The 21,587-nt window shown below is 49.2% G+C and carries 13 protein-coding genes; 7 read left to right on the top strand and 6 right to left on the bottom strand.

All coding sequences use genetic code 11. The features are described from left to right. The first annotated feature begins 12 nt into the window (after positions 1-12). Positions 13-10,638: a DUF5801 repeats-in-toxin domain-containing protein gene (locus PsAD13_RS19430; RefSeq protein ID WP_063319228.1), complete on the top strand. Its 10,626-nt coding sequence runs from the start codon at positions 13-15 to the stop codon at positions 10,636-10,638. Between the two features lie 79 nt (positions 10,639-10,717). Here PsAD13_RS19430 and PsAD13_RS19425 read toward each other — a convergent pair whose 3' ends face one another. The 6 genes from PsAD13_RS19425 to PsAD13_RS19400 form a co-directional block, all read right to left on the bottom strand. Further along, entirely contained in the window at positions 10,718-12,943 is a 2,226-nt protein-coding gene (locus PsAD13_RS19425; RefSeq protein ID WP_063305260.1) for an FHA domain-containing protein, read from the bottom strand. Positions 12,944-13,123: 180 nt separating this feature from the next. Beyond that, positions 13,124-13,414: a hypothetical protein gene (locus tag PsAD13_RS19420; protein ID WP_063290611.1), complete on the bottom strand. Its 291-nt coding sequence runs from the start codon at positions 13,412-13,414 to the stop codon at positions 13,124-13,126. Between the two features lie 27 nt (positions 13,415-13,441). Further along, positions 13,442-13,681 (bottom strand): EscE/YscE/SsaE family type III secretion system needle protein co-chaperone, encoded by a 240-nt coding sequence (locus PsAD13_RS19415; RefSeq protein WP_063319227.1) that lies wholly within the window; start codon positions 13,679-13,681, stop codon positions 13,442-13,444. A gap of 34 nt (positions 13,682-13,715) precedes the next feature. Next, positions 13,716-14,501 carry a Crp/Fnr family transcriptional regulator gene (locus PsAD13_RS19410; protein ID WP_057463702.1) on the bottom strand — a complete coding sequence of 262 codons (786 nt, stop codon included), beginning with the start codon at positions 14,499-14,501 and terminating at the stop codon, positions 13,716-13,718. A gap of 372 nt (positions 14,502-14,873) precedes the next feature. Continuing rightward, complete coding sequence (locus tag PsAD13_RS19405; protein WP_063319226.1) at positions 14,874-15,248, bottom strand: hypothetical protein; 375 nt, start codon at positions 15,246-15,248, stop codon at positions 14,874-14,876. Between the two features lie 65 nt (positions 15,249-15,313). Beyond that, the gene (locus PsAD13_RS19400; protein WP_063319225.1) at positions 15,314-16,603 is read right to left on the bottom strand and encodes an HrpJ domain-containing protein; all 1,290 of its coding nucleotides are present in this window, start codon (positions 16,601-16,603) and stop codon (positions 15,314-15,316) included. Between the two features lie 213 nt (positions 16,604-16,816). Between PsAD13_RS19400 and PsAD13_RS19395 the strand changes: the two genes are divergently transcribed. From PsAD13_RS19395 to PsAD13_RS19370, 6 genes are all read left to right on the top strand, one after another. After that, on the top strand, positions 16,817-17,215 hold the full coding sequence (locus tag PsAD13_RS19395; protein WP_063319224.1) for a hypothetical protein: 399 nt from the start codon (positions 16,817-16,819) through the stop codon (positions 17,213-17,215). A 15-nt stretch (positions 17,216-17,230) separates the two neighbouring features. Further along, positions 17,231-18,859: a hypothetical protein gene (locus PsAD13_RS19390; RefSeq protein WP_208986828.1), complete on the top strand. Its 1,629-nt coding sequence runs from the start codon at positions 17,231-17,233 to the stop codon at positions 18,857-18,859. Positions 18,860-18,935: 76 nt separating this feature from the next. Next, complete coding sequence (locus tag PsAD13_RS19385; RefSeq protein WP_063290616.1) at positions 18,936-19,316, top strand: hypothetical protein; 381 nt, start codon at positions 18,936-18,938, stop codon at positions 19,314-19,316. 5 nt (positions 19,317-19,321) lie between these two features. Then, positions 19,322-19,696 carry a hypothetical protein gene (locus PsAD13_RS19380; RefSeq protein ID WP_057463707.1) on the top strand — a complete coding sequence of 125 codons (375 nt, stop codon included), beginning with the start codon at positions 19,322-19,324 and terminating at the stop codon, positions 19,694-19,696. Between the two features lie 233 nt (positions 19,697-19,929). Then, positions 19,930-20,481 carry a hypothetical protein gene (locus tag PsAD13_RS19375; RefSeq protein ID WP_063319222.1) on the top strand — a complete coding sequence of 184 codons (552 nt, stop codon included), beginning with the start codon at positions 19,930-19,932 and terminating at the stop codon, positions 20,479-20,481. 41 nt (positions 20,482-20,522) lie between these two features. After that, positions 20,523-21,587, top strand: coding sequence for a type III secretion system translocon subunit SctE (locus tag PsAD13_RS19370; protein WP_063319221.1), 1,065 nt, complete (start codon positions 20,523-20,525; stop codon positions 21,585-21,587).

Here is a 21,587-nt window from a genome sequence, read left to right as displayed (position 1 = left end):
GGGTTTGCTAAAATGTCAGAGCGTCAAGCGTCTACTACGATCACAGCCACTAACACTTCCCAGGCAGCTGTTCCTTCACAAGTGCTGAAGATTGGGATTGCTACCCAAGGCCAGTCGGAGGTTCTTGTTCGGCAGCCGGGGCAGTTGGTTGATTTCAGCCAGATGCTGGAAGTGCCAGTTAGTCTCTTCCGCTACGGTGAGAGCTTGCAAATCCTGTTTTCTGATGGTGGAACGCTTCTTGTTGAAGGGTTCTTTGCCGGAGATCAGACGGATGGGGCGCTGATCCTGAGTGAAACCCAGACGCTGACAATTGAAGAATTTGGTGCGCTTGTCGAAATCTTGCCGGTTGATACGCTCCAAACCGCTGCAGGTGATGGGACACCAATTGCCGATCAGCTGGAAGATCCAAACAGTTCAGGACAAGATTTTGATGACAACCCTGATGGCGGTCCACTGGGGCCGGGGCTGAATGTCAATGATCTCCTGAGACCAGAAGACAATGCCGGAGCTGCGGCTGCGGCAGATGATCCCGAACAGGACGTTGATGATGTACCTGTGGCTGGCATTGCGGAAGTTGGCGCGCTTGATGAAACTGATTGGGCTGATGCTGGCAAAGGGCCACTATCCTTCACAGGCAATCTGAATGTCGACTTTGGTCTGGACGGTGTGAGCGAGCGCTCGTTGGCGTTCCAACTTGATGCCGGCGTGCCTGTTGACCGAGCTGGGACCCCAATCCGCCTGACTGCTGACGGGCAGCCGCTGACTTATGAAGTACAGGACCTTATTGCGGATGCTGCCAATGAGATTGGTGCGGGCAGCCAGCTGCTTATTGCCAAGCTGCCTAATGGCGAATTGGTTTTTGAGGTTCTGCTGAACACTTTCCCGGAAACCGGTGAATTTACTTTTACACTCCATGGCAATCTGGATCATCTGGAAGCAGATGTGAAAGACATTCTGGAGTTGGAATTTGGTTTCCAGGCGTTTGATGCTGATGGAGATTCCGCAGACTCGTTCCTGATTGTAAATGTTGCTGATGACCTGCCGGAGATTGGGGCGCCCACAACAGGTACTGTTGATGAAGATGGCATCCCGGATATCGGTAACGGTAATGACACCGCAGATGGTGATGCCCCAGCAACCTCTCATAAAGTTACTGCCTCTCTCGATATCGATTGGGGTGCGGATGATGCCGACAGTGATGAAGGTGGTATTGGGGATCGTTCAGTCAAGTTTGACGGAACTCCAATAATTTCTCAGGTCCTGACATCTGATGGTGTTGCACTTGTTTACACCCTGAGTGAGGGGGATACTGTTCTTACAGCGACGAAAGAGGGAAGTGGGGATGCGGTCTTCCAAGTAACTTTGTCAGATGATGGGTCTGGTTCTTATAGCTTTGAGCTGTTGGACAATCTGGATCATTTTGTTGCTGGTACTGAAGATGATATTGAACTGACCTTCGGCTTTGTCGCAACTGACAGTGATGGTGATACAGCCAACTCCAGCTTTACCGTGATTGTTGATGATGACATGGCGGCGATCACGTCTCTTGAGCTGAACAGGTTCGTTCAGGTTGATGAGAGTGCTGGTCTGGATAACGATGACACCACTGATCCAGCTGTTGCAGCCCTGTTCGATGCTGTTCCCGGCAAAGGGCTTGATGAGGACATGGCTCCTCAGTTCGCCCGCGATAACGTGGTGGACTTTGCCTATGATGATGGCGCTGATGGCGCGACCCATAAGGTGACGCTGAGCATTGATGATGCAGCCTCAGGTCTTCAGACCACAGCTGGCGCTGACATTCTGCTTTATCTGGAAGGTGATCTTGTAGTTGGCCGCGTTGGTGGCGAAACTGGCGATGCGGTGTTTGCAATCTCCATTGATGACGACGGTGAAGTCAGCCTTGCGCAGTACCAGTCCATCAAGCAGCTTGATACAGACAGCCATGATGAGTTCGTCAATCTGGACGGCAAGATCTCTGCTGTTCTGACAGTCACCGATGGTGATGGCGATGTGACCAGCCAGAGCGTTGAAATTGGTGAGAAGATCCGGTTTGGTGATGATGGGCCGACGATCACGTCTCTTGAGCTGAACAAGTTCGTTCAGGTTGATGAGAGTACTGGTCTGGATAATGACGACACCACTGATCCAGCTGTTGCAGCCCTGTTTGATGGTGTTTCCGGCAAAGGTTCTGATGAGGATATGGCTCCTCAGTTCGCCCGCGATAATGTGGTGGACTTTGCCTATGATGACGGCGCTGATGGCGCGGCCCATAAGGTAACGCTGAGCATTGATGATGCAGCCTCAGGTCTTCAGACCACAGCGGGCGCTGACATTCTGCTTTATCTGGAAAACGGTCTTGTTGTTGGCCGCGTTGGTGGCGAAACCGGCGATGCTGTGTTTGCAATCTCCATTGATGACGACGGTGAAGTCAGCCTTGCGCAGTACCAGTCCATCAAGCAGCTTGATACAGACAGCCATGATGAGTTCGTCAATCTGGACGGCAAGATCTCTGCTGTTCTGACAGTCACCGATGGTGATGGCGATGTGACCAGCCAGAGCATTGAAATTGGTGAGAAGATCCGGTTTGGTGATGATGGGCCGAGTGTAACCAATCAGCAGCAGGATGTGACTGTTGATGAGGACGACATCGACACGATCCTGTCAACGGGTACGAGCCCAGATGACTTAGGTGGTACAGGTAATAGCAACTGGATTCAGTTCTTGAGTGGCACTGCGATCAAGACAGGAAGACTTCAGGGCACTGTAGATTTTGGTGCTGATGGGGATGCTGGCGCCGACTCGTTCACTTTTGTTGGAGACGCGGCGCAGCAACTGACAGATCTTGGCTTGTCTTCTGATGGGGATGTGGTTCAGTTCCAGCATGCACAAGTAGGCACAAATCTGACATTGATGATTGGTGTTGCAGGTGGCCGCCCGGTCATCGGCTTGCTTCTGAACAATGAGACCGGTGCATTTGAAGTGTTGCAGGCCGATCAGCTGGACCATGTGACTGGTCATGGTGAGAACACCGCGCTGCAGCTTCTCAATGGTGATGAACTTGCAGCCATCGACTTTGGTTCTGTGATCATTGCGACAGATGGAGACGGGGACACCGTTGCTCTGGATGGCAAGCTGGATGTGACGGTTGTTGATGACATCCCAGCGCCAGAACTTTGGGTTGATGATCATATTCGCATTGACGAGACCGAGGGTGATCACAGTGATAATGTTCCGCCGAAGTGGCGCATTCGCAAGCTGTTTAAAGATGTTGACGAAAAGGGCAGTGATCCTGATCTGAGCGGTCCAATCTACGCGCGGAATGATGTTCTTGATTTCCAGAAGAATGTTGGTGCTGATGAGCGCGGCAGTCATGAGCTGGTCTTCCGCATTGATAATGCAGATTCTGGTCTAACCACGACTGAAGGTTTGGCGATTACGCTTCATCTGGAAGATGGTCAGATTGTTGGCCGTGTACCAGACGGAGATGCTGCGTTTGCAATCCACTTGCATCAAAACGGCAAGATCTCAATGGTTCAGTACATGTCCATTGAGCATCCGGACACCGGATCTTCTGATGAACATGTCTCGCTTGATGGCAAGGTGAGTGCAATCCTGACTGTCACCGATGAAGATGGCGATGCGGTTTCAACTGAGATCTCTGTCGGCAATCTTCTGACGTTTGATGATGATGGACCACGTGTGACTAATCAGCAGCAGGATGTGACTGTTGATGAGGACGACATCGACACGATCCTGTCAACGGGTACGAGCCCAGATTACTGGGGCCTTGAAGCTGATGGCAACTGGACTGAATTCTTGAGTGGTTCTGCGATTGCAGCGGGAGATCTTCAGAACACTGTTGACTTTGGTGCTGATGGGTATGCTGGCGCTGGCTCGTTCACTTTTGTTGGAGACGCGGCGCAGCAGCTGACTGATCTTGGCTTGTCTTCTGACGGCGATGCGGTTCAGTTCCAGCATGCGCAGCTGAGTGCGACTATCACATTGATGGTTGGTGTTGCTGGTGGTCGTCCGGTTATTGGGCTGCTTCTGAATACCGAGACTGGTGAGTTTGCTGTGTTGCAGGCCGATCAGCTGGACCATGTGACTGGTCATGGTGAGAACACTGCCCTTCAGCTTCTCAATGGTGATGAGCTTGCTGCCATCGACTTTGGCTCTGTGATTATTGCGACAGATGGAGACGGGGACACCGTTGCTCTGGATGGCAAGCTGGATGTGACGGTTGTTGATGACATCCCAGCGCCAGAACTTTGGGTTGATGATCATATTCGCATTGACGAGACCGAGGGTGATCACAGTGATAATGTTCCGCCGAAGTGGCGCATTCGCAAGCTGTTTAAAGATGTTGACGAAAAGGGCAGTGATCCTGATCTGAGCGGTCCAATCTACGCGCGGAATGATGTTCTTGATTTCCAGAAGAATGTTGGTGCTGATGAGCGCGGCAGTCATGAGCTGGTCTTCCGCATTGATAATGCAGATTCTGGTCTAACCACGACTGAAGGTTTGGCGATTACGCTTCATCTGGAAGATGGTCAGATTGTTGGCCGTGTACCAGACGGAGATGCTGCGTTTGCAATCCACTTGCATCAAAACGGCAAGATCTCAATGGTTCAGTACATGTCCATTGAGCATCCGGACACCGGATCTTCTGATGAACATGTCTCGCTTGATGGCAAGGTGAGTGCAATCCTGACTGTCACCGATGAAGATGGCGATGCGGTTTCAACTGAGATCTCTGTCGGCAATCTTCTGACGTTTGATGATGATGGACCACGTGTGACTAATCAGCAGCAGGATGTGACTGTTGATGAGGACGACATCGACACGATCCTGTCAACGGGTACGAGCCCAGATTACTGGGGCCTTGAAGCTGATGGCAACTGGACTGAATTCTTGAGTGGTTCTGCGATTGCAGCGGGAGATCTTCAGAACACTGTTGACTTTGGTGCTGATGGGTATGCTGGCGCTGGCTCGTTCACTTTTGTTGGAGACGCGGCGCAGCAGCTGACTGATCTTGGCTTGTCTTCTGACGGCGATGCGGTTCAGTTCCAGCATGCGCAGCTGAGTGCGACTATCACATTGATGGTTGGTGTTGCTGGTGGTCGTCCGGTTATTGGGCTGCTTCTGAATACCGAGACTGGTGAGTTTGCTGTGTTGCAGGCCGATCAGCTGGACCATGTGACCGGTCATGGTGAGAACACTGCCCTTCAGCTTCTCAATGGTGATGAGCTTGCTGCCATCGACTTTGGCTCTGTGATTATTGCGACAGATGGAGACGGGGACACCGTTGCTCTGGATGGCAAGCTGGATGTAACCGTTGTTGATGACATCCCAGCGCCAGAACTTTGGGTAGATGATCATATTCGCATTGACGAGACCCAAGGGCCGCATAGTGACAACATTCCACCTTGGATCGGTTCTGATACATTCAAAGATGTTACGAATACGGGAAGCGATTTTGATTTGAATGGCCCCATCTATGCTCGAAATGACGTCCTGGACGGGTCCTTGAATGTAGGAGCTGATGAAGCCGGCAGCTACGAAGTCACTCTCGAAATTGCCAGTGATGGTGTTTCATCTGGTCTGTTTACGACTGAAGGTGATGAAATCTTCCTCTCTGAAGAGAATGGGATGATTGTTGGCCGTCTTGCGGGGGGGAATGGCCGCCCTGAGGGACTAGCCGTTCTTGCTATCCATGTGCATCAAAATGGTGATGTGTCTATGGTTCAGTACATGTCTATCAAGCATCCAGATACGACGTCTTCCGATGAGCATGTGTCACTTGATGGCAAGGTAACAGCAGTTTTGACTGTAACGGATGAAGATGGCGATGTGGTTTCCACGCAAGTGCAGATTGGTGAGCATCTGACGTTTGATGATGACGGCCCGCACATTCATGACTTCGCCGAAACTGGTGAAATTGTAGAGCTGAATGAGACTGCAGGACAGCAACTTGATGAAGTTGTTGCTGCCCCAGATTCCGATATCCGTGCTTTGTTTGCCTCACTGGATAGTCAGGCTGCAAATGATCCGGATATGGAGACAATTTACGCTCATAATGTGAACTTGGTTGAAGCCAATATCTATATTGGAGCGGATGGAGTTGATGCTCCGGAAGTCACCCTGGAAATTGCTGCTCAAGGCACAGATTCTGGTTTGCAAACGACAGATGGCTCTCAAATCAACCTTTATACTGAGGGAGATTTGATTGTTGGTCGTGCGGGTGATGCCAATGCTGCTGTTGTCTTTGCTGTCTCGATTGATGAGTACGGTAGCTTGAGTGTTGTTCAATACGCATCTTTGAAACATGTTCAGAACGAGAACGACCATACGCTGGACTTAGCAGGCAAAATCTCTGCTGTTTTGACCTTAACTGATGGAGATGGGGACACAGACACTGCATCTGTCGATATTGGTGACAAGATCATCTTCCATGATGATGAGCCCACTGCCACGGGAGCTGGTTCGAAGATCACAGTAAGCGAGGCAGATGATTTTGGCGTGGCGACTTCCGGCACGCTTCAGTTTGAAGGTGGCTCAGATGGAGCTACCGTAACTGCTGCACGGATCGTTGATGATCAAGGATATGCACGCCGTATTGATCTGGAAGAACCTAAAGGTCAACGGAGTGACTTCCTGACTGTTGGCGGGGAGAAGGTCGTTCTTTCCAGCACGACAGCACCAGATGGTGTGATCACCATTGAAGGGGCCACTGAAACTGGCGGTGCTACCGCATTTACTGTGATTGTCCAGCCTGATGGGGCCTATGAATTTACTCAGCACCTTGGTTTTGATCACCCAGATGTTGGTGAGGCTGGTAGTGATGATCGTATTGATCTGCGATTGCGTTTCACTGTCACAGATGGGGATGGTGACACATCAACTGCGACAGCTGTAATCTCTGTCGAAGATGATGAAGTTGCCCTTACAGGCGCGTCTCAAACAGCAACAGCGGATGAAGATGATATTGTCAACTTGAACTCTGGCGTGCTGGGAAATGCTCCTCGCGATGGGGAACAGGATGGTTCGACGACAGGTGAGAATGACAACAACGGACCAGCTTATCTGACTGATAATATCAGTGCTCTTGTCGATTTTGGCAATGATGGCGGCACGTTTGATATCTCAGCTGATGCGGTTGCGAGTTTAACACAGATGGCTCTCACTTCAGGTGATGAACCGCTGTCCTATGTGGTGATTGATGACAAGATTGTCGGTTACGTCGAAACTGATGGCAACACAGAGTACAGTTTCCAGAATGATCGCCCAGTGTTCTCGCTGGACCTGACATCTGACAGTGGTGATGTAGTCTTCAAGCTGTTTGATCAACTGGATCATGTTGCTGGCAATGGTGAGAATGATGTTCTGCAACCTCTAGTGATCGACTTTGGATCCGTGATTGATGCGGTTGATGGCGATGGTGACAGCGTTAATCTTGCTGGAAAATTCTCTATCAAGATTGTTGATGACGTGCCTATCATCGATAGCAGCTCTTATGAGACAAATCTTGTTGTCAACGGTTCCTTTGAAGAGCCGGATATTGGATCTTCCGGACATAAAGCCATCGATACAATGTCTGGCTGGATGTCAACCAATGGAACTAAATTTGAGCTGCATTCCGACAGCTTCAGCCCATCATCTGATGGGGATCAGTATCTGGAACTAGATAAGGATGGAGACGATTCTGGTAAAGTTGATGGTATCTACCAGAATATCCAAACGGAAGCGAATACGCAGTATGAGTTGACATTTGACCTTGCTGATCGGGCTGGTAATGGTCCAACCAGTGATGTGAGGGTGCTTTGGAATGGTGTTGAGGTTGGTGAGTATTCAACCAACAGCACTAATTGGACAACCATCACTCTCAATGTGGTCGGAACTGGTCAGCCCGATGGTGACCGTCTTGAGTTCGTTGAACTGATGACGCCTGACCAAAACAACGGCCTTGGCACCTATCTGGATGACATTCAGCTTCACAAAGTTGGGCTTGTAGTTGATGAGGCAGACCTTGCTAGCGGGAATGCAGAAGTCTTTGGCAGCCTGCACATCAATTGGGGGACTGATGATGCCGACAGTGATGTTGCTTCTCCTGTGCATGGTTCAGATCGCAGCGTTTCCTTTATCAATGTTACAGATGGGGAGCAGGCGAAGACTGGCGGCAACATAACACTTGAATCAGCAGGTGCTCCTGTCTTGCTCCAAGTGTTTGGTGCAGTTCTGATTGGCTACACCGGTACGGCTCCTGCGGATGCCAATGATCTGAGCAATGCAGTCTTCAAAGTGACATTGTCTGATGATGGTTCAGGCACGTATACATTTGAACTGCTTGGACAGCTGGATCATGAAGGCGATGAAGCAGAAGATCTTTCTTTGTCCTTCGATTTTGAGGCGAAGGATAGTGACGGCGATAGCGTTTCTGGCGACTTTACCGTCAACATCCTTGACGATGTGCCAGCTGGTGCCGCTGATAATGCGATTGGCTCTGAAGATGTTGCCTTCGATATCAATGTTCTGAGCAATGATGCTGTTGGGGCTGATAAAGACGCAACAGTTCTACTTGAAAACGCTGGGGTTACTGTTGAGGGCGGCAGTGTTGTTGTAAACTCTGATGGCACTGTGAGGTACTCACCTGTTGTCGACTTCAACGGGCAGGATAGCTTTAGCTACCGTATTGAAGATGCTGATGGTGATGTTTCTGATGTGATCACTGTGACAGTTAATGTCACTCCAGTGAATGATCGTCCAGTCCTGACTGTTACAAATGTTCAGTCCAATTTTGCAGAAAACGGGGTCGGACCGGTTGCTGAATTTAGTGCCTTTGATGTTGATGGCGATGCGCTGACATACTCCTTGACGGGTGAAGATGCTCATTTGTTCGAAATCAGAGGCAGTGAAGTTTACTTCAAAGCTGCACCTGATTTCGAGAACCCGTTGGATGTGGACGCTGATCAAGACTACAACTTCAATATCGTTGCGAGTGATGGAACTGAAGACGCGAGCGAAGACGTTGAAGTGTCTGTGACAAATCAGGCTGCAGAACTTAATCTGTTCTTCAAGCCAGGTAGTTCGGACAAGCTCAAAGTTAGAGATGATTTTGAGGAGCACAACGGTTCCTACGATTATGGTCATGGACATAGCAACGGTGTTGTTACTTGGACTGGAGCGTGGATTGAGAACGGAAACCTTGATGGGGATTCCGATTATGGAGATGTTTATGTTCCGCAGCAGGGCGGAGCGATCTCCGGTCATCTTTACTTCCCGTCCTGGACACCAAATGGTGAGGGATCCGTTTCCAGATCGGTTGATCTGACGAATGGAGAAAATCTAAAGCTGGAGGTTTCAGTTGGAAACCGTCTGGAATTTGGTGATGATCAGTTCGATCTCTTGATTGAATGGGATGGCGGAAGCGCCCGTATCCCAATGTTTGATCAATCGACGCAGAGCAGAAGCGAAGTCATTACGATTGACATAAGCAATCTGCCTGGTTGGAACCCTTCTGAAACTACGATCACTTTTGAAGTGTCTGGTATGGAAGGAACGGACGATTATGCCCGAGTTCTCGATGTGAAGATCACTGGAGACAATGTTATTGATCCTACGACCGAGCATGACATTGACTTTACTCTTGGTGGGGAAGGCGTTGCAATTGCTGATATGCTTGGCGTTAATGATGCCGATAATGACACTTCCAACGATCAGCTTTCCAGTGCAGTCATAACGCTAAAGAGTTATCAGCAGGGTGATGCCCTGAGTTATCTCCCTCAGGGAGCGTTCTCTGGTATCTCTGCCAGGACAGCAGTCGTAGATGGCAATCTGGTTCTGACCCTCTCTGGAGATGCAAGTTACGCAGCATATGTTGCGGCAATCAAATCCATTGAATTCAACACCTCTTCAGACATTGATACGAGAACTATTGAAATGGTTGTCAGCAATGGCTCTGAAGAAAGTGGTGTTGCAACCACAACGGTCAATGTAATTGAGAATACGGATAATCCAAACACCATCGTTGTCGATTATAATGAGCCTGCTTATTCTCAGAACAAGTATTACGAGAATGATCCAGACAAGAACTCAGGGTGGCATTATCGCTTAAATGGTACCGATCAGAACGACAGAATTGAAGGGCAGGGCAACTGGCATAATGATCTGTCTGGCGGTGATGGCAATGATCTTTTGATTGGGGATGATTGGCATCCGTCAAGTAGCCGCAACTATTCTGATACGTTCAATGGTGGTGCGGGTTATGACCGGATGACCAGCGGTAGTGAAGATGATCTTGATGCATTCATCTTCGACGTTCTGGATGGAAGTTTTGATACAATCACCGACTTTGATGGCACGGCTCAGGGGGAAACAGATCAAAACGTTGATCGCCTCGATATTTCGGATCTCCTGAACAAGGCTTTCGGAGACGATGAAGTTGATGCTGCAGAAGCTGGACAGTACGTGAAGGTCCAGGAAAATGGTTCTGGAAGTGATGTGCTTGTTGATGTGGATGGGGCTGCCAATGGCGAGAACTGGTCGAAGATCGCTCACCTTGATAACATCAGCAATACAGACACCATTAAGGTGGTGCTGGATGATGATGGCTCTTATAGTCAAGTAGACGTTGTGGCCTAAGAAAAAGCCGGGTCTCATATGAGACCCGGCTTTTCGTATGTTTGTACAGTAAGTGCTCTACTGTTTGTTGAGCGATGGCTTACTGCCTCGCGTTTGCTTCGCGGACGACCCAGGCTGTCTGATCGCCATATATCGCGACAGAGTATCCTTCATACTCACGGATCAAAGCACCCAGCTCGCCGACAGCAAGGAGGCGGCTGCTTTGATCGATGGACTGGCCGATTTTGTAGCGTTTGTTTTCGCTGTTCAAAACATAACGTTCACCGATCAGACTCGCTCCGGTGACAGTCAGAGACGGAGATGAGAGGTCCCGCGTCAGGAAGCTGATGAAACCAGGGTTTCGCAAGCTCTCTCTAATGAAGTTGGAGTAGGGGATCAAATCAATGTTGTTGCTTTTTTCTGATTTGATCAGGCAGTCGCGTGTTGCAGCTGGATTGACTGCAGCTTCCAAAATGTAGCGCTGGCGTTCCTCTGGAAACGTTGTGAGAGCGAGGCTTTCGCTGCTGCTCAGGATATCGAGCCACAGTACAGTCACAGGGATCTGTGAGACTGGTACTGAAAGATTTTCAGAGCAGAGAGGACCCTCAGAGGGCGGCGTTACAAGCAAGGGCAGGAAGTTCTTTTTCAGCTCTTCAGGTATCACGCCTTTGGCCTTAGCGGATTCCATCCAAGCAAGGAACACGACTTCAGCCGCTTCGTTAAGCTCAGGATCGTCCAGAGCGACGTTTTGGAACCGGACATCTGCTTTACTTTGAGAGATTGCGCCCTGTTGCTTTTCGCTTTTTGCTTCCAGCTTTCCGTTTGTCGTCTGTTGGCCTGCATCTGTTTCTTCTAACACTGTCGGCTGACTGGTTGGTGACGTTGATGCTTGAGCGGATGCAATGCCGATGCTACTTAGCAAACGTTCAGTTGCTTTTTGAAGCGGTGTTGCAGGTGCTTCAGGGCCAGTTTTGCGTTGTCCTGCCGCATTGCTCTTGGCGAGGCGGCTGGAAGTTTTTTGATTTGGCTGGCTAGGTGCAAAACCGTCTTGCTGTTTGATTGCCCGCGCCAGTTCCAATACTTTGGTTTGGCGTTCTTCGACCGGTTCATTCGTGAGTGGATCAACAGCAGCAAGCAGGGGTTCAATACCGCCATCAAAGTTGGCTTTGAGATCTACGACCTGTCCGTTTTCTTGTACCAACTTGACGAGAGAACGCAGTGGAATAAACGTAGCGTACTGCCTGGAGTACGAGCGTAAGAAGCCAGACCAGCGATCAATGTCCTGGCTTGCTATGATACCGCTGACTTCAAGAGTTTCATCGTCGAGACGGAAGATGATGGTGTCATCAATCAAAGCACGCTTGGCCAGCTTGCGCACATCCAGAAGATAATCATCTGCAGTTTTGATGTTTGATGTTACGCCGGAGATGCCATTCAGCCCGCGTAGGTCCGCGATTAGCTGGTCAGCACTTGCTTTATCGAGAACAGAACCGCTCAGGGTTAACTCTCCGTCATCCGCAAGTGCGAAGCTTACGTTGGATCCACGAGATTGCAGATAACCTGCAATATCTTTTTTCAGTGTTTCGATGACGCGCACGCGCAAGCGGACAGGTACTTCAGTGCGTTCTACTGCCTCTGTGATTGCCCGGCGCTGAACAGGTTCGCTGACATAGCCTGTCAGATAGATCTGATCATCCACGTCCTGACGCAGGCTCAGTCTTTCTGCAAAGGGGAGATCTGCCAGAGCGATACGCACTGCATCAATGCCGCCATTCGGGAGGGCACTTGCTGTGCGAGGAGATATTTTGCCTGAGCCAACGAGGTAAAAACCACCAAGAACGACGGCGCTTGCAACTGTTGCAAAAGCTATGCGTTTGCGGTGTTTTGCAATTGGAGCAAATATCGCGTCAACGTGCTTTGCATTCTCGCCAAGGATTGAGTTTGCTGCAGAGTTCTCTGCTGTTTGCTCGTCATCTTCATGGGGAGCATTCAACGCTTTGCTTAGTGTTGCCCATTGAGCGTTTTTGGCGCCAAGTGCAATTTTGATGACACCAATGCTGATGACATCAAGAGGCTCAATCTCGACCCATTCGTCATTGCCACTACTTAGGGAGACACCGTTTTCTGTCCGGACATCTCCTGCCTTTGCAGAGATTTCGATTTTGTTGTCTTGCAGGCGTAGCTGCATATGGCTTGCGGCAACGCTCAGATCTGCCAGTTGCAAATCGTCGTTTCTGTCCGAACCAAGTGTATACTCACCCGGCTCGAGCATGACTTCCGCGCCAGCCTGTTGGCCTACAAGAATTTTGAGGATGAGTTTACCCATTCGCCGTCCCACCTAAACAAGCGCTGGAGTTCGCCAGATTGACTATTTGCCAAAAGCGAACTGGAAAATGCCATGGATTGTCAGCGTTCGGGAAGACCGAACCTGTCTCATGGACCTGAATATACAAAGGCTCTCTTCCACACTCGCTTTGGCAACCGGAAGAGAGCCTTTTAAAATGATTTAGGCAATGTTACGTGCGCAGGCCTTGACCATATCGGCGTGCGCCTTCACCATGCTGGTTCGTGTCTGACCCATGGTGGTATAAGTGTTCACAAGCAGCTGCAGAGTGAACATTTTTTCGGTCTCAGCCAAGTTGGAGTTCTGAGCTTCAATGATTTTGTCATTGATCTTGTCCATCTCGGTCTGAAAGCGCACGCTGATGTCGAGCGCGTTCATACCAGCTTTGTTCGCCAGTGCTTCGGGAGCTGCTGACGTGTAGGACGCTGTAATGCCTTGAGTAAAAGACGTCATGTTGACTCTCCTAATGTTTGCGCGGCTCTAACACTGGACTGGAAACTTGCGCAGGACGTCCTGAGCAGCAGTGATGCCGTTTATCACTGTTTGAATACGTTGGTAGTCAGCCTCAGTTTGAGGCTCCTCGGATTTTTCACGTACCCAAGAGGAAAGAGCGTCCAATTTCTTTTCGAGTTTTTGGGCATGTTCTGAACCTTGCTGACTTTTTAAAGTCTCTTCCAGATCGGTGACATACATCTCGTTATTGGTGTTCTCGTCTTGCACGCGTTAGTCCTTTGTTTCAACGCTTCCAGCTTTTTTAAAAATTTGACTCATTATTGAGCAAGTTCCGTTCCAGCATTGTCCTATTCAGCACAGTGATAGAACGATCCTTAATTTTTATGATGCCAGCGCGCTCCCACTCTTTCAGGCGGCGGTTGATATTGCTGCGTGTTCCGCGTGCCATTGCGCCCAGATCACTCTGTGTAACGATTGCGCCAGAGATCACAGACTTGTCCTTTGGGTTATCGCCCGCAGGGGTGCCGATCGACTCAAGCAGGCTTAGCAGCGCATGTGCCAGGCGAGCCGAGAGGCTTGGCAGTGACAAGCAGCGTGTCGATTCGATGTAGGAGCGATAATGTTTCGCTACAACTACAGCCAGCGCGCGACAAATCTCGGCACTCTGCTCGTTGATGACATGAAATGCAGAGCGTCTGATTTTGTGAACGACTACGTTTCCTAACGCGCAAGCTGTATCTGCGTGAACAGATCGCTGAAAGACACCTAATTCGCCGAAGCTTTGGCCTGCTGTGATGATGGCATAAAGGAAGGTAGATCCATCTTCGCGCAAGTGACTTAAGCGAACATGTCCACTCTCAATGATGTAAAGAAATTCAGCATCATCTTCCTGAAGGTAGATGTTCTCGCCGTTTGAGTAGGTTTGGCGAATTGCTGATTGCTCTAAAGATGCACATAATTCATCATTCAGCTCTTGAAACAATGCTGCGTTTTCTTTCCAGCTGCTTTCACCTGAGGATGAGGTGCCAGTATTATGAGCTCTTGATGCGCCTCTACCCAGGCTTGCATCATATACTGCCTTTTCCATAGAAATGTACCGTGTCCTCTTACTTAAATAAGTGCAGCTATTTTAGAGGATGAAGATATACTGGTCTCCGCAGAGCAAATATACTTCGTCTTTTTTTTATTATACTCTACCAATATTCCACCCCAATCTCACTCGTACACAATTGCGAAGAATTGTGCTTCAGAACACGGACAAAACTATAATTAAGACAGCTAATAAGCGAGTCAAGTCTGGCTGTCATCATCTAACTTATATTTTAATGGATATTGACTGTATCCCTCGGGATTGTGATTTTAAGTGCGAAAAAGTCACGATTTCCCTCCGTAATGTGAACAAGTGTGAGTCATTATAAGATTGAAACTGGTGTATACCTGCATGCACTGATTGTAGTTTTTATAGTGAACTCAATTCACCTATTAGATAATCGACCGTTTGCTCGAGTTTTGCAGGGCTAAGTTGTCCTGTTTCGTATAAAACCGCCAGATGTAACGTTCCATCTTTAGATTTCCCTGTATGCAGATTGGTTCCAATTTCAGGTTTGAAGCCAGCTCGGCTCAAAAGAGCTTCATTTGCTGAATTCTGGTCACCCGTTGTGGTTCGACCAAGGCTGACAACAACGCTGTTGCCACCTTCGACAGGGGTAAACGTCAGTTCACCGGATTGTGAAAGGAGGTAAGACAGACTTCCATCCATCTGCGGAGAAAAGGGGATCTTCATATTGTTTGCGAACGCTTCCAGGCTTGACTGGATGGCACTTGAAAACTGCATTCAATCCTCTCCTTTGTTCTTCCTTGGTTTCATATTGCAGCAGCTATTTTATTAGCGATGACGGGTCAGTGAACAGTAGCTGACGCAGCGCTGACCTGAGCGAAGTTATCAACCGGCGTAGCGTCGGTTGCTGTTTGATATTGCTCTTCTTCCAGGATCGTCAGCTGCTCTGACAGCACCAGTAATGTTTCGAGTTGCTGATTGCGGATGTTTTCGTTGGTGAGGATGGTGTCAGGAACCTCACGGTGCAATGCAAGCAGGTTGTTTGTGTAGTTCAACGATGCGCTGGCCCCAGCAGGAGCGAGAGGTGCAACAAGACTTTGTGCGTCAGCAGGTGATGTGACTGCTTTGCCCAGATAATGGAACAGTGAGCTTGCCAGCTTCTCTGTGCCCAGCTCTTCCACAACACGTGTGAACTCTGAGAAGCTGCGGCCTGTCAGTTTGGTCGCGACATGCACACCCTCATAGACGGTTCGCAGGCTCTTTAGTTTGCCCAGCTCGGTCAGGACCGCTTCCAGATGAGCGGGCTCATCTTGTGTGTCTGCAATTTCCAGGCCCTGACTTGCGGCGGTTGTAAACAGGTCCACAACATCATCAAAAGAGGTGAGGGGTGAGCTTTCATTGCCGTTTACATCGTGATGCATTGAATGTGTGCGTGCGATCAGATCATTGAACTTATCGAAGATGATTCCGAAGTTCGCTTCACTGCGCAGCATGTCGCGGTAGTGCTCACGGATGACGGCAGGATCGGTTCCCAAATCCTCGGCTTTGTCGTGGGCAAGTTCCGCGACTGCAAAGCCTGCGCGCACATCACGACCAGTCTCACCGCTTTCCATGTATTCGCGGGCATTGAGCAGAGCTCCCAGAAGAGCGTCATTTGCTCCTGTGGTCTCAAAATGCTCGATAGCGATCTGCAGGGCGGCATACTGGTGAGTTACGTCACCATCAAACTGCTGCAAAAAAGCAAACACGTCCTGAGGAGTGAGCTGTCCTGAGCCTTCACCGTTGGTGCTTTGGTTGTGCTGGTAATCCTGTAACCGCTGAACCAAACCTTGCAGCTTATCCTGAGAGGGCATGTCAGGCAGCTTGTCGTAATAGTCGGCAATCCGTGTAATTGCTTCTATGTTAGCGCCTTGCCCTTGCCGGATTGAGCGGCTTTCCAGTGATCTTTTGTCGAGGCGTGAGGATACGGCCTGGCCAAGCTCTTCAGCAGCATCTGTCAATTTGGATGGATTGTTGAGCTGCATGACGCGCTCAGCGCGGCGCTGCCCTGTGGCTTCTGCAACCAGTGGAGCGCCAACCGGCGACTCAGCGTTGTGAGTGGCAATCGTTGATCTTAAGACCTCTAAGCTCATTGAAAAGTCCTCCGCTGATACTACGAATAAGAATATGTCATTTTCATACTTCTTTTAGTGAAATTGCTTTGTGTCGGGCGACACAAGTGGGCTCACCCATTTTGCTAATTCTGTCATTGCTAAATTTCGATTTTGAAGGTGTGTCGTTCGGAACAGCGGTGCCCCGGTCTACCCGTTTATAGAGGGCGTATAGTGCTTTGATGGGAATGTTGTATGGCGAAGACCGGATCCAGCAAGGAAGAGTTGCTTCCCCAGTTCACTGTAAGTGGTGATGCAGGCGCGTTGAGTGCCTATTTGGATGATGCATTAAGCCTTTGTAACGCTGATAAGAACTGGCCTTCAGAAAATGAATGGCAAGATGTGTCTTACCAGATGGTTGCGAGCTTGCAGGAGTTGCTTGATCTTCCTGCCGTTCAGAAAGATCCGGTCGCGCTGAGTTTGATTAACGGACTGCTTGCTTCGAAGAGCTTTGATGGCTTTTTGCAGGGGTATGACGCGATTGCTGAGCATTTCACGAAGCGATTGAAAGACAACGAAAATAATAGCGGTGCTGCGCGGTCTCAGTTTGCGAAGCCCCAAAAGAATGCGGGTCGTACTCGCCTTATTTTGTGATGTGAGGAGATGAAAATGATTAATGGTGTTGGCTCAGGCTCATCTACTACTGTAGACCCAGATACTCTTGCTCCTCCAAAAGATGACGACACAGCTAAAGCTGCCTCCGATGGTGCTGGTGATGGTGCTCAGGAAAGGGCGGCGCAGCAAGGTCCCGCGCTGCAGGCTGCAGAAACGCAGACCAGTGTTTGGGATAGTTTCTTATCCAATCTGCCGGAAGCCGATCCGGATTTTGAGAATCCTTTGTTGTCGATTCCAGGGACGACGAACTACGCGACCGACCCGAGTAAGTATAATGCTTATGTGGCCAGTGTTTTGGTGGATCCGGCTGATACTGTTGCTGATGAAGACTTGCCTGCGAACTATAGCAATCCGTCACCTCAGGAATTTGTCTACTGGCATCCGGCAGTTCAGCTGCGTTATTTGCGCGATAACTTTTCAGATGTAGATATTCAGGCAGGCCGGACTGTTATTGGTTCAGGATCTGATCAGGTTGGTGTTATCCGCTCTGATGATAAGCGCAGTGTAACCATCGTGAACGAGTTGACGAAATCTCGTATTTTCCAGCTCTCGAAGACGGAGCAGGAGCGGCTCGCAAATAACTCCATTTTTAAAACCAAAATTGCGCCGCTGTTGGATCTGCTGCCAAATGCGGATACGGACCTTGCTGCAAGTCGTGCTGTGATCACTCAATTAATCAATGATGAAATTAATAAGATCCGGAATATGCCTCTGGTCAATAAAACTGATGGTGACAAGTTCAGGAAAGATAGTGAGGTTTATGAAGAACAGCTGATAATGCTGCGAGATAATGTTCCTCACTCCGGAATTTATGCTCGTTCTGATTTGGCGACTGAAATGCAGGAAATTGTAAAGCGTTTTGAGCGTGCTCATGCTTACTTCGATGTGAAAACGCCAAATGCTGAGAGTTCAGCGCATAGTTCGACAAACTTTGTCACTCCAGATAATAATGCCTCGATTAATCGTGGTTATGCTGTTTTTATTGAGCAGGAGCAACGCATCCTTGCTATTAAGCAGGCTGAGCAGCAGATGTTGTCTGCTGGTGGTATCACAAACTCAGATGGGACCATTTCCCGCCTAGATTTGCCGACATTGGTTGCTCTCATTCAGAATCAGGCTAGTTTGAAGCAGCAGGCCATCATCACGATGAGAACCGAGCAACTGACACAGCTTAATCAGTTGTCTCAGGCTTATGCGGAGATGCAGCGTATCGTTAATGAGACGCTTAAGGCGTTCACGGAAACTGGCAAAGATGCTGATAAGGAAAAGCATACTATTGCGCAGAGTATTGGGTCTTCGAGCAGTTACTCAACTGCTGTTTTGTTGATGTTTGAAGATTACACATCTGCTCAGCCACACCCGGTTGAGAAAGAGTTTAATATTACCCGGCCAACACACGATATGCTTAATAACAGTGATGGGAGCAAAAACTCTTTTAAACGAACGCAGTGGGAGCGGTTTTCAACTCAGTTGAGTGACGCGGTTACATTGTTGAATCCTCAATTGTTAACCAACGATATCAATCAGGATAATCGTGAGCAGAACCGTGCATTCGAGCAAGCGACCGGTACGGTGCGCCGTAGTTTTGATCTCAACATACAGATTGCGCGCGGTTTTACCTAGGTTAAGTGGTCGTGATGGTAGCTCTGACGCTTGTTTCAGGGCTGCCTCCTATTTATAAATGAGTACGGATTTCGGAATGCGGGTTGCATCAATTACAATTGGCGTGAATGAGGTTTCCAACTGGAAGGTTGAAGATCAGGTTCAATTGCCAGAGGGCAAAAAGCTTGCTCCTGTATTTTTGCCAGAAGTGCGGCCCTTAAATGAGGTCTTGTACCGTCCGACACTGGATGAGCGCCTACCTTCTCTTTTATTGCCGGATTTATCTGAAACAGACATTCTTTTGCCGACTGAGTTGAGCGAAATGCGCAAGGAGCTTCAGCGTTTGTTTGCTGCGGCAGCTTTGCGTGAGCAGGGTGAGCGGCAGCGTGTTCTAAAAGGTGTTGCAGACCTGTTGATGGGTGATGTGTTGCTTGATGAAGACCTGCAGGCAGCCCTTGCCATGTTGTTGCAGGGGTAAGTTTGATGACAGCGCTCAACAGTCGGCAGCGAGATTTTCTTCTTCTCAGTATCTACATCATGACGCAAAACTGCAAATATGCAGAGGCGCTCACCATGGTGCAGGGTATGATGGTGATGGAAGATCATTCCAAAGACGTGCTTCTGGCTCGCACGGTTCTGCTTTTCCTTCTCAACCGTTTTGACCTTGCGCTCGAAAGTCTGCGGGAGTTGGACCTGCTGGATCCACTTGAGCAGTTTGGTAAGTATACGCGTAGTGATGAGCAGTCCATGCGTCATTACATTCGTGCGCGTTGCCTTTATACGCTCCATGATGCTGATAAGGCTAAGGATGCGATTGATATCTATCTTGGCAACCGCCGGCAGAAACTCTCCCAATAACTCCAGATTGTGATCGAAGGGGAGGGTTTGCTTCCTCTTCTTATTCAGACTGAGCTGCCTTTTGTTGGTGGCAGATCAGCCTGTTGGCTGTGCTCACATGTTCGTGATGCATAAAAAATCACTGCACAATGCGTATTGCCTATTCTTGTGTTCTGTTTGGCACAGAACACCTTCTGATTGCGCTCTATTGTTTTCTTAAATGCTGAATTAGTCAGAGATAAAGAAAGAGCGCCATGTCACTTCTCGATATGCCCAAACAATCACCAGAGCTCTTTGTCGAGACGATAAAAGAGATTGCCGAGCCTCTTATGGAGCACGTTGATTCACTGGGCTTCAAAGATGAAACATTCTACCAGCTGTTGAAGCAGGGGGTCTCGATCTCTGAGATGTTGGACCTTTCTAAGGAGGAGCTTGCGGCTGTCTACGAAATGGCTCGCCGTAATATCTCTGTTGGTCAGGTTGAGAAGGCAAAATCGCTCTTTATTATGCTGGTGCAGATCGCTCCGATGGAAGAGCACTACACCTATGGCCTTGCGATGACCTATCAGATTCAGGGTGACGTTCGCATGGCGGTGAAGCTCTATCTGCATTTCATCAGTATGGATGCGACCAATCCTCAGGGATATCTGCGTCTTGGTGAGTGCCTGTTGGCTGCAAAAGAATATCAGGAAGCCGGTGATGCGTTTGAAGGTGCGCTGCGTATGTTTGATGATCCTGTCAAAAATTACGACGACAAGAAGTATGCACAAACCATGATGAAGAGTGCACGCCAGAAGCTGGTCTGACAATAGCTTTGATCCCAATAATTGAGTATGGAGAATAGATTATGGAGCTTCCTAAAGGTCTGGGCCTTGGTCTGAATAGCAATAGTCTGGGCGATGTTTTTGATACGACCTCCGAAATGACTGGCAAGGCTGGTGATGTAAAAGGTGCGAATTCGGTTGGTTCGGGCGCTCTGGCGTCTGTTGGCGGTACGCCAATGATCGCAACGATTGCGTTTGCTCAGCACATTACACGTCTTTCAGGTAGCCTTTCCAAAGTTGGCCCAGATACTCCGCTGACCACTTCCAGCTTCCAGGATATTGAGGTGCTTGTTGCGTCCGTTTTGGACAAAATGCAAGGTACTCAGGAAGCCGTTGAGAAAAATAAGGTGAACCTGACGCAGGCAAAGCAAAAGGGTGCTTTGCAGGATAAGGCGATCAAGCAGGAAGAGGCCGTTCGTAAACAGGAAGAGGCTGAGGCGAAGCAAAAAGGCCTTAGTATCTGGCAGAAAATCTCTCTGGCATTCCAATGGATTGCAGCCGTGCTGTCTATTGTGGCAGGTGCTATTCTCGCTGCAATTCCTGGAACGCAGGCTGTTGGTGCCTTCATGATCGCAGCCGGGGTGGTGCAGCTTGCTTTGGCCATTGATGCAACCGTGCAGGCGGCCACTGGTCAAAGTATCGCAGGGCATATAGCCGTTGCGGCGGGTGCTGACGAAGAAACTATCTCGAAGATTGACATTGCTATGAAGGTGGTTGGGGCTGTTATTGGAATTGTGATGGCTGCTGCCAGCTTCTTTATTCCAGGTGCTCAAGCCGGTAGTGTTGCCGCAATGATTCAGGCGATTACTTCCATCACATCCGCGATCATTCAGATAGGTAGTAGTGCAGGTTCGATTGCAGCTGCTGGAGTTTCTTACACTGCAAGTCAGGATATTGCGCAGTCCAAGGAGTTGCAGGCAGATGCCACCGATCTTGACGCTTTTATCCAGCTCCTCGGTCAGATTATTGATCAGCTGCTGTCAATTCTAACCAAGGCTGGTGAGCAGTTTGCGGATGCGCTGGACGGAACCGTGAGTTCTATGAATGAGCGTGCGGATACGCTGAGCAGAACAAAGTTTGCAGGTTAA

This window comes from Pseudovibrio sp. Ad13, assembly GCF_001623225.1.
Lineage (GTDB): Bacteria > Pseudomonadota > Alphaproteobacteria > Rhizobiales > Stappiaceae > Pseudovibrio.
This window is presented reverse-complemented; position numbering and strand designations above follow the sequence as displayed.

Excerpts from the sequence above, each read along its gene's own strand:
- PsAD13_RS19430 (WP_063319228.1), top strand. The coding sequence starts at position 13 with ATGTCAGAGCGTCAAGCGTCTACTACGATCACAGCCACTAACACTTCC.
- PsAD13_RS19425 (WP_063305260.1), bottom strand. The coding sequence starts at position 12,943 with ATGGGTAAACTCATCCTCAAAATTCTTGTAGGCCAACAGGCTGGCGCG.
- PsAD13_RS19420 (WP_063290611.1), bottom strand. The coding sequence starts at position 13,414 with ATGACGTCTTTTACTCAAGGCATTACAGCGTCCTACACGTCAGCAGCT.
- PsAD13_RS19410 (WP_057463702.1), bottom strand. The coding sequence starts at position 14,501 with ATGGAAAAGGCAGTATATGATGCAAGCCTGGGTAGAGGCGCATCAAGA.
- PsAD13_RS19405 (WP_063319226.1), bottom strand. The coding sequence starts at position 15,248 with ATGCAGTTTTCAAGTGCCATCCAGTCAAGCCTGGAAGCGTTCGCAAAC.
- PsAD13_RS19400 (WP_063319225.1), bottom strand. The coding sequence starts at position 16,603 with ATGAGCTTAGAGGTCTTAAGATCAACGATTGCCACTCACAACGCTGAG.
- PsAD13_RS19395 (WP_063319224.1), top strand. The coding sequence starts at position 16,817 with ATGGCGAAGACCGGATCCAGCAAGGAAGAGTTGCTTCCCCAGTTCACT.
- PsAD13_RS19390 (WP_208986828.1), top strand. The coding sequence starts at position 17,231 with ATGATTAATGGTGTTGGCTCAGGCTCATCTACTACTGTAGACCCAGAT.
- PsAD13_RS19385 (WP_063290616.1), top strand. The coding sequence starts at position 18,936 with ATGCGGGTTGCATCAATTACAATTGGCGTGAATGAGGTTTCCAACTGG.
- PsAD13_RS19380 (WP_057463707.1), top strand. The coding sequence starts at position 19,322 with ATGACAGCGCTCAACAGTCGGCAGCGAGATTTTCTTCTTCTCAGTATC.
- PsAD13_RS19375 (WP_063319222.1), top strand. The coding sequence starts at position 19,930 with ATGTCACTTCTCGATATGCCCAAACAATCACCAGAGCTCTTTGTCGAG.
- PsAD13_RS19370 (WP_063319221.1), top strand. The coding sequence starts at position 20,523 with ATGGAGCTTCCTAAAGGTCTGGGCCTTGGTCTGAATAGCAATAGTCTG.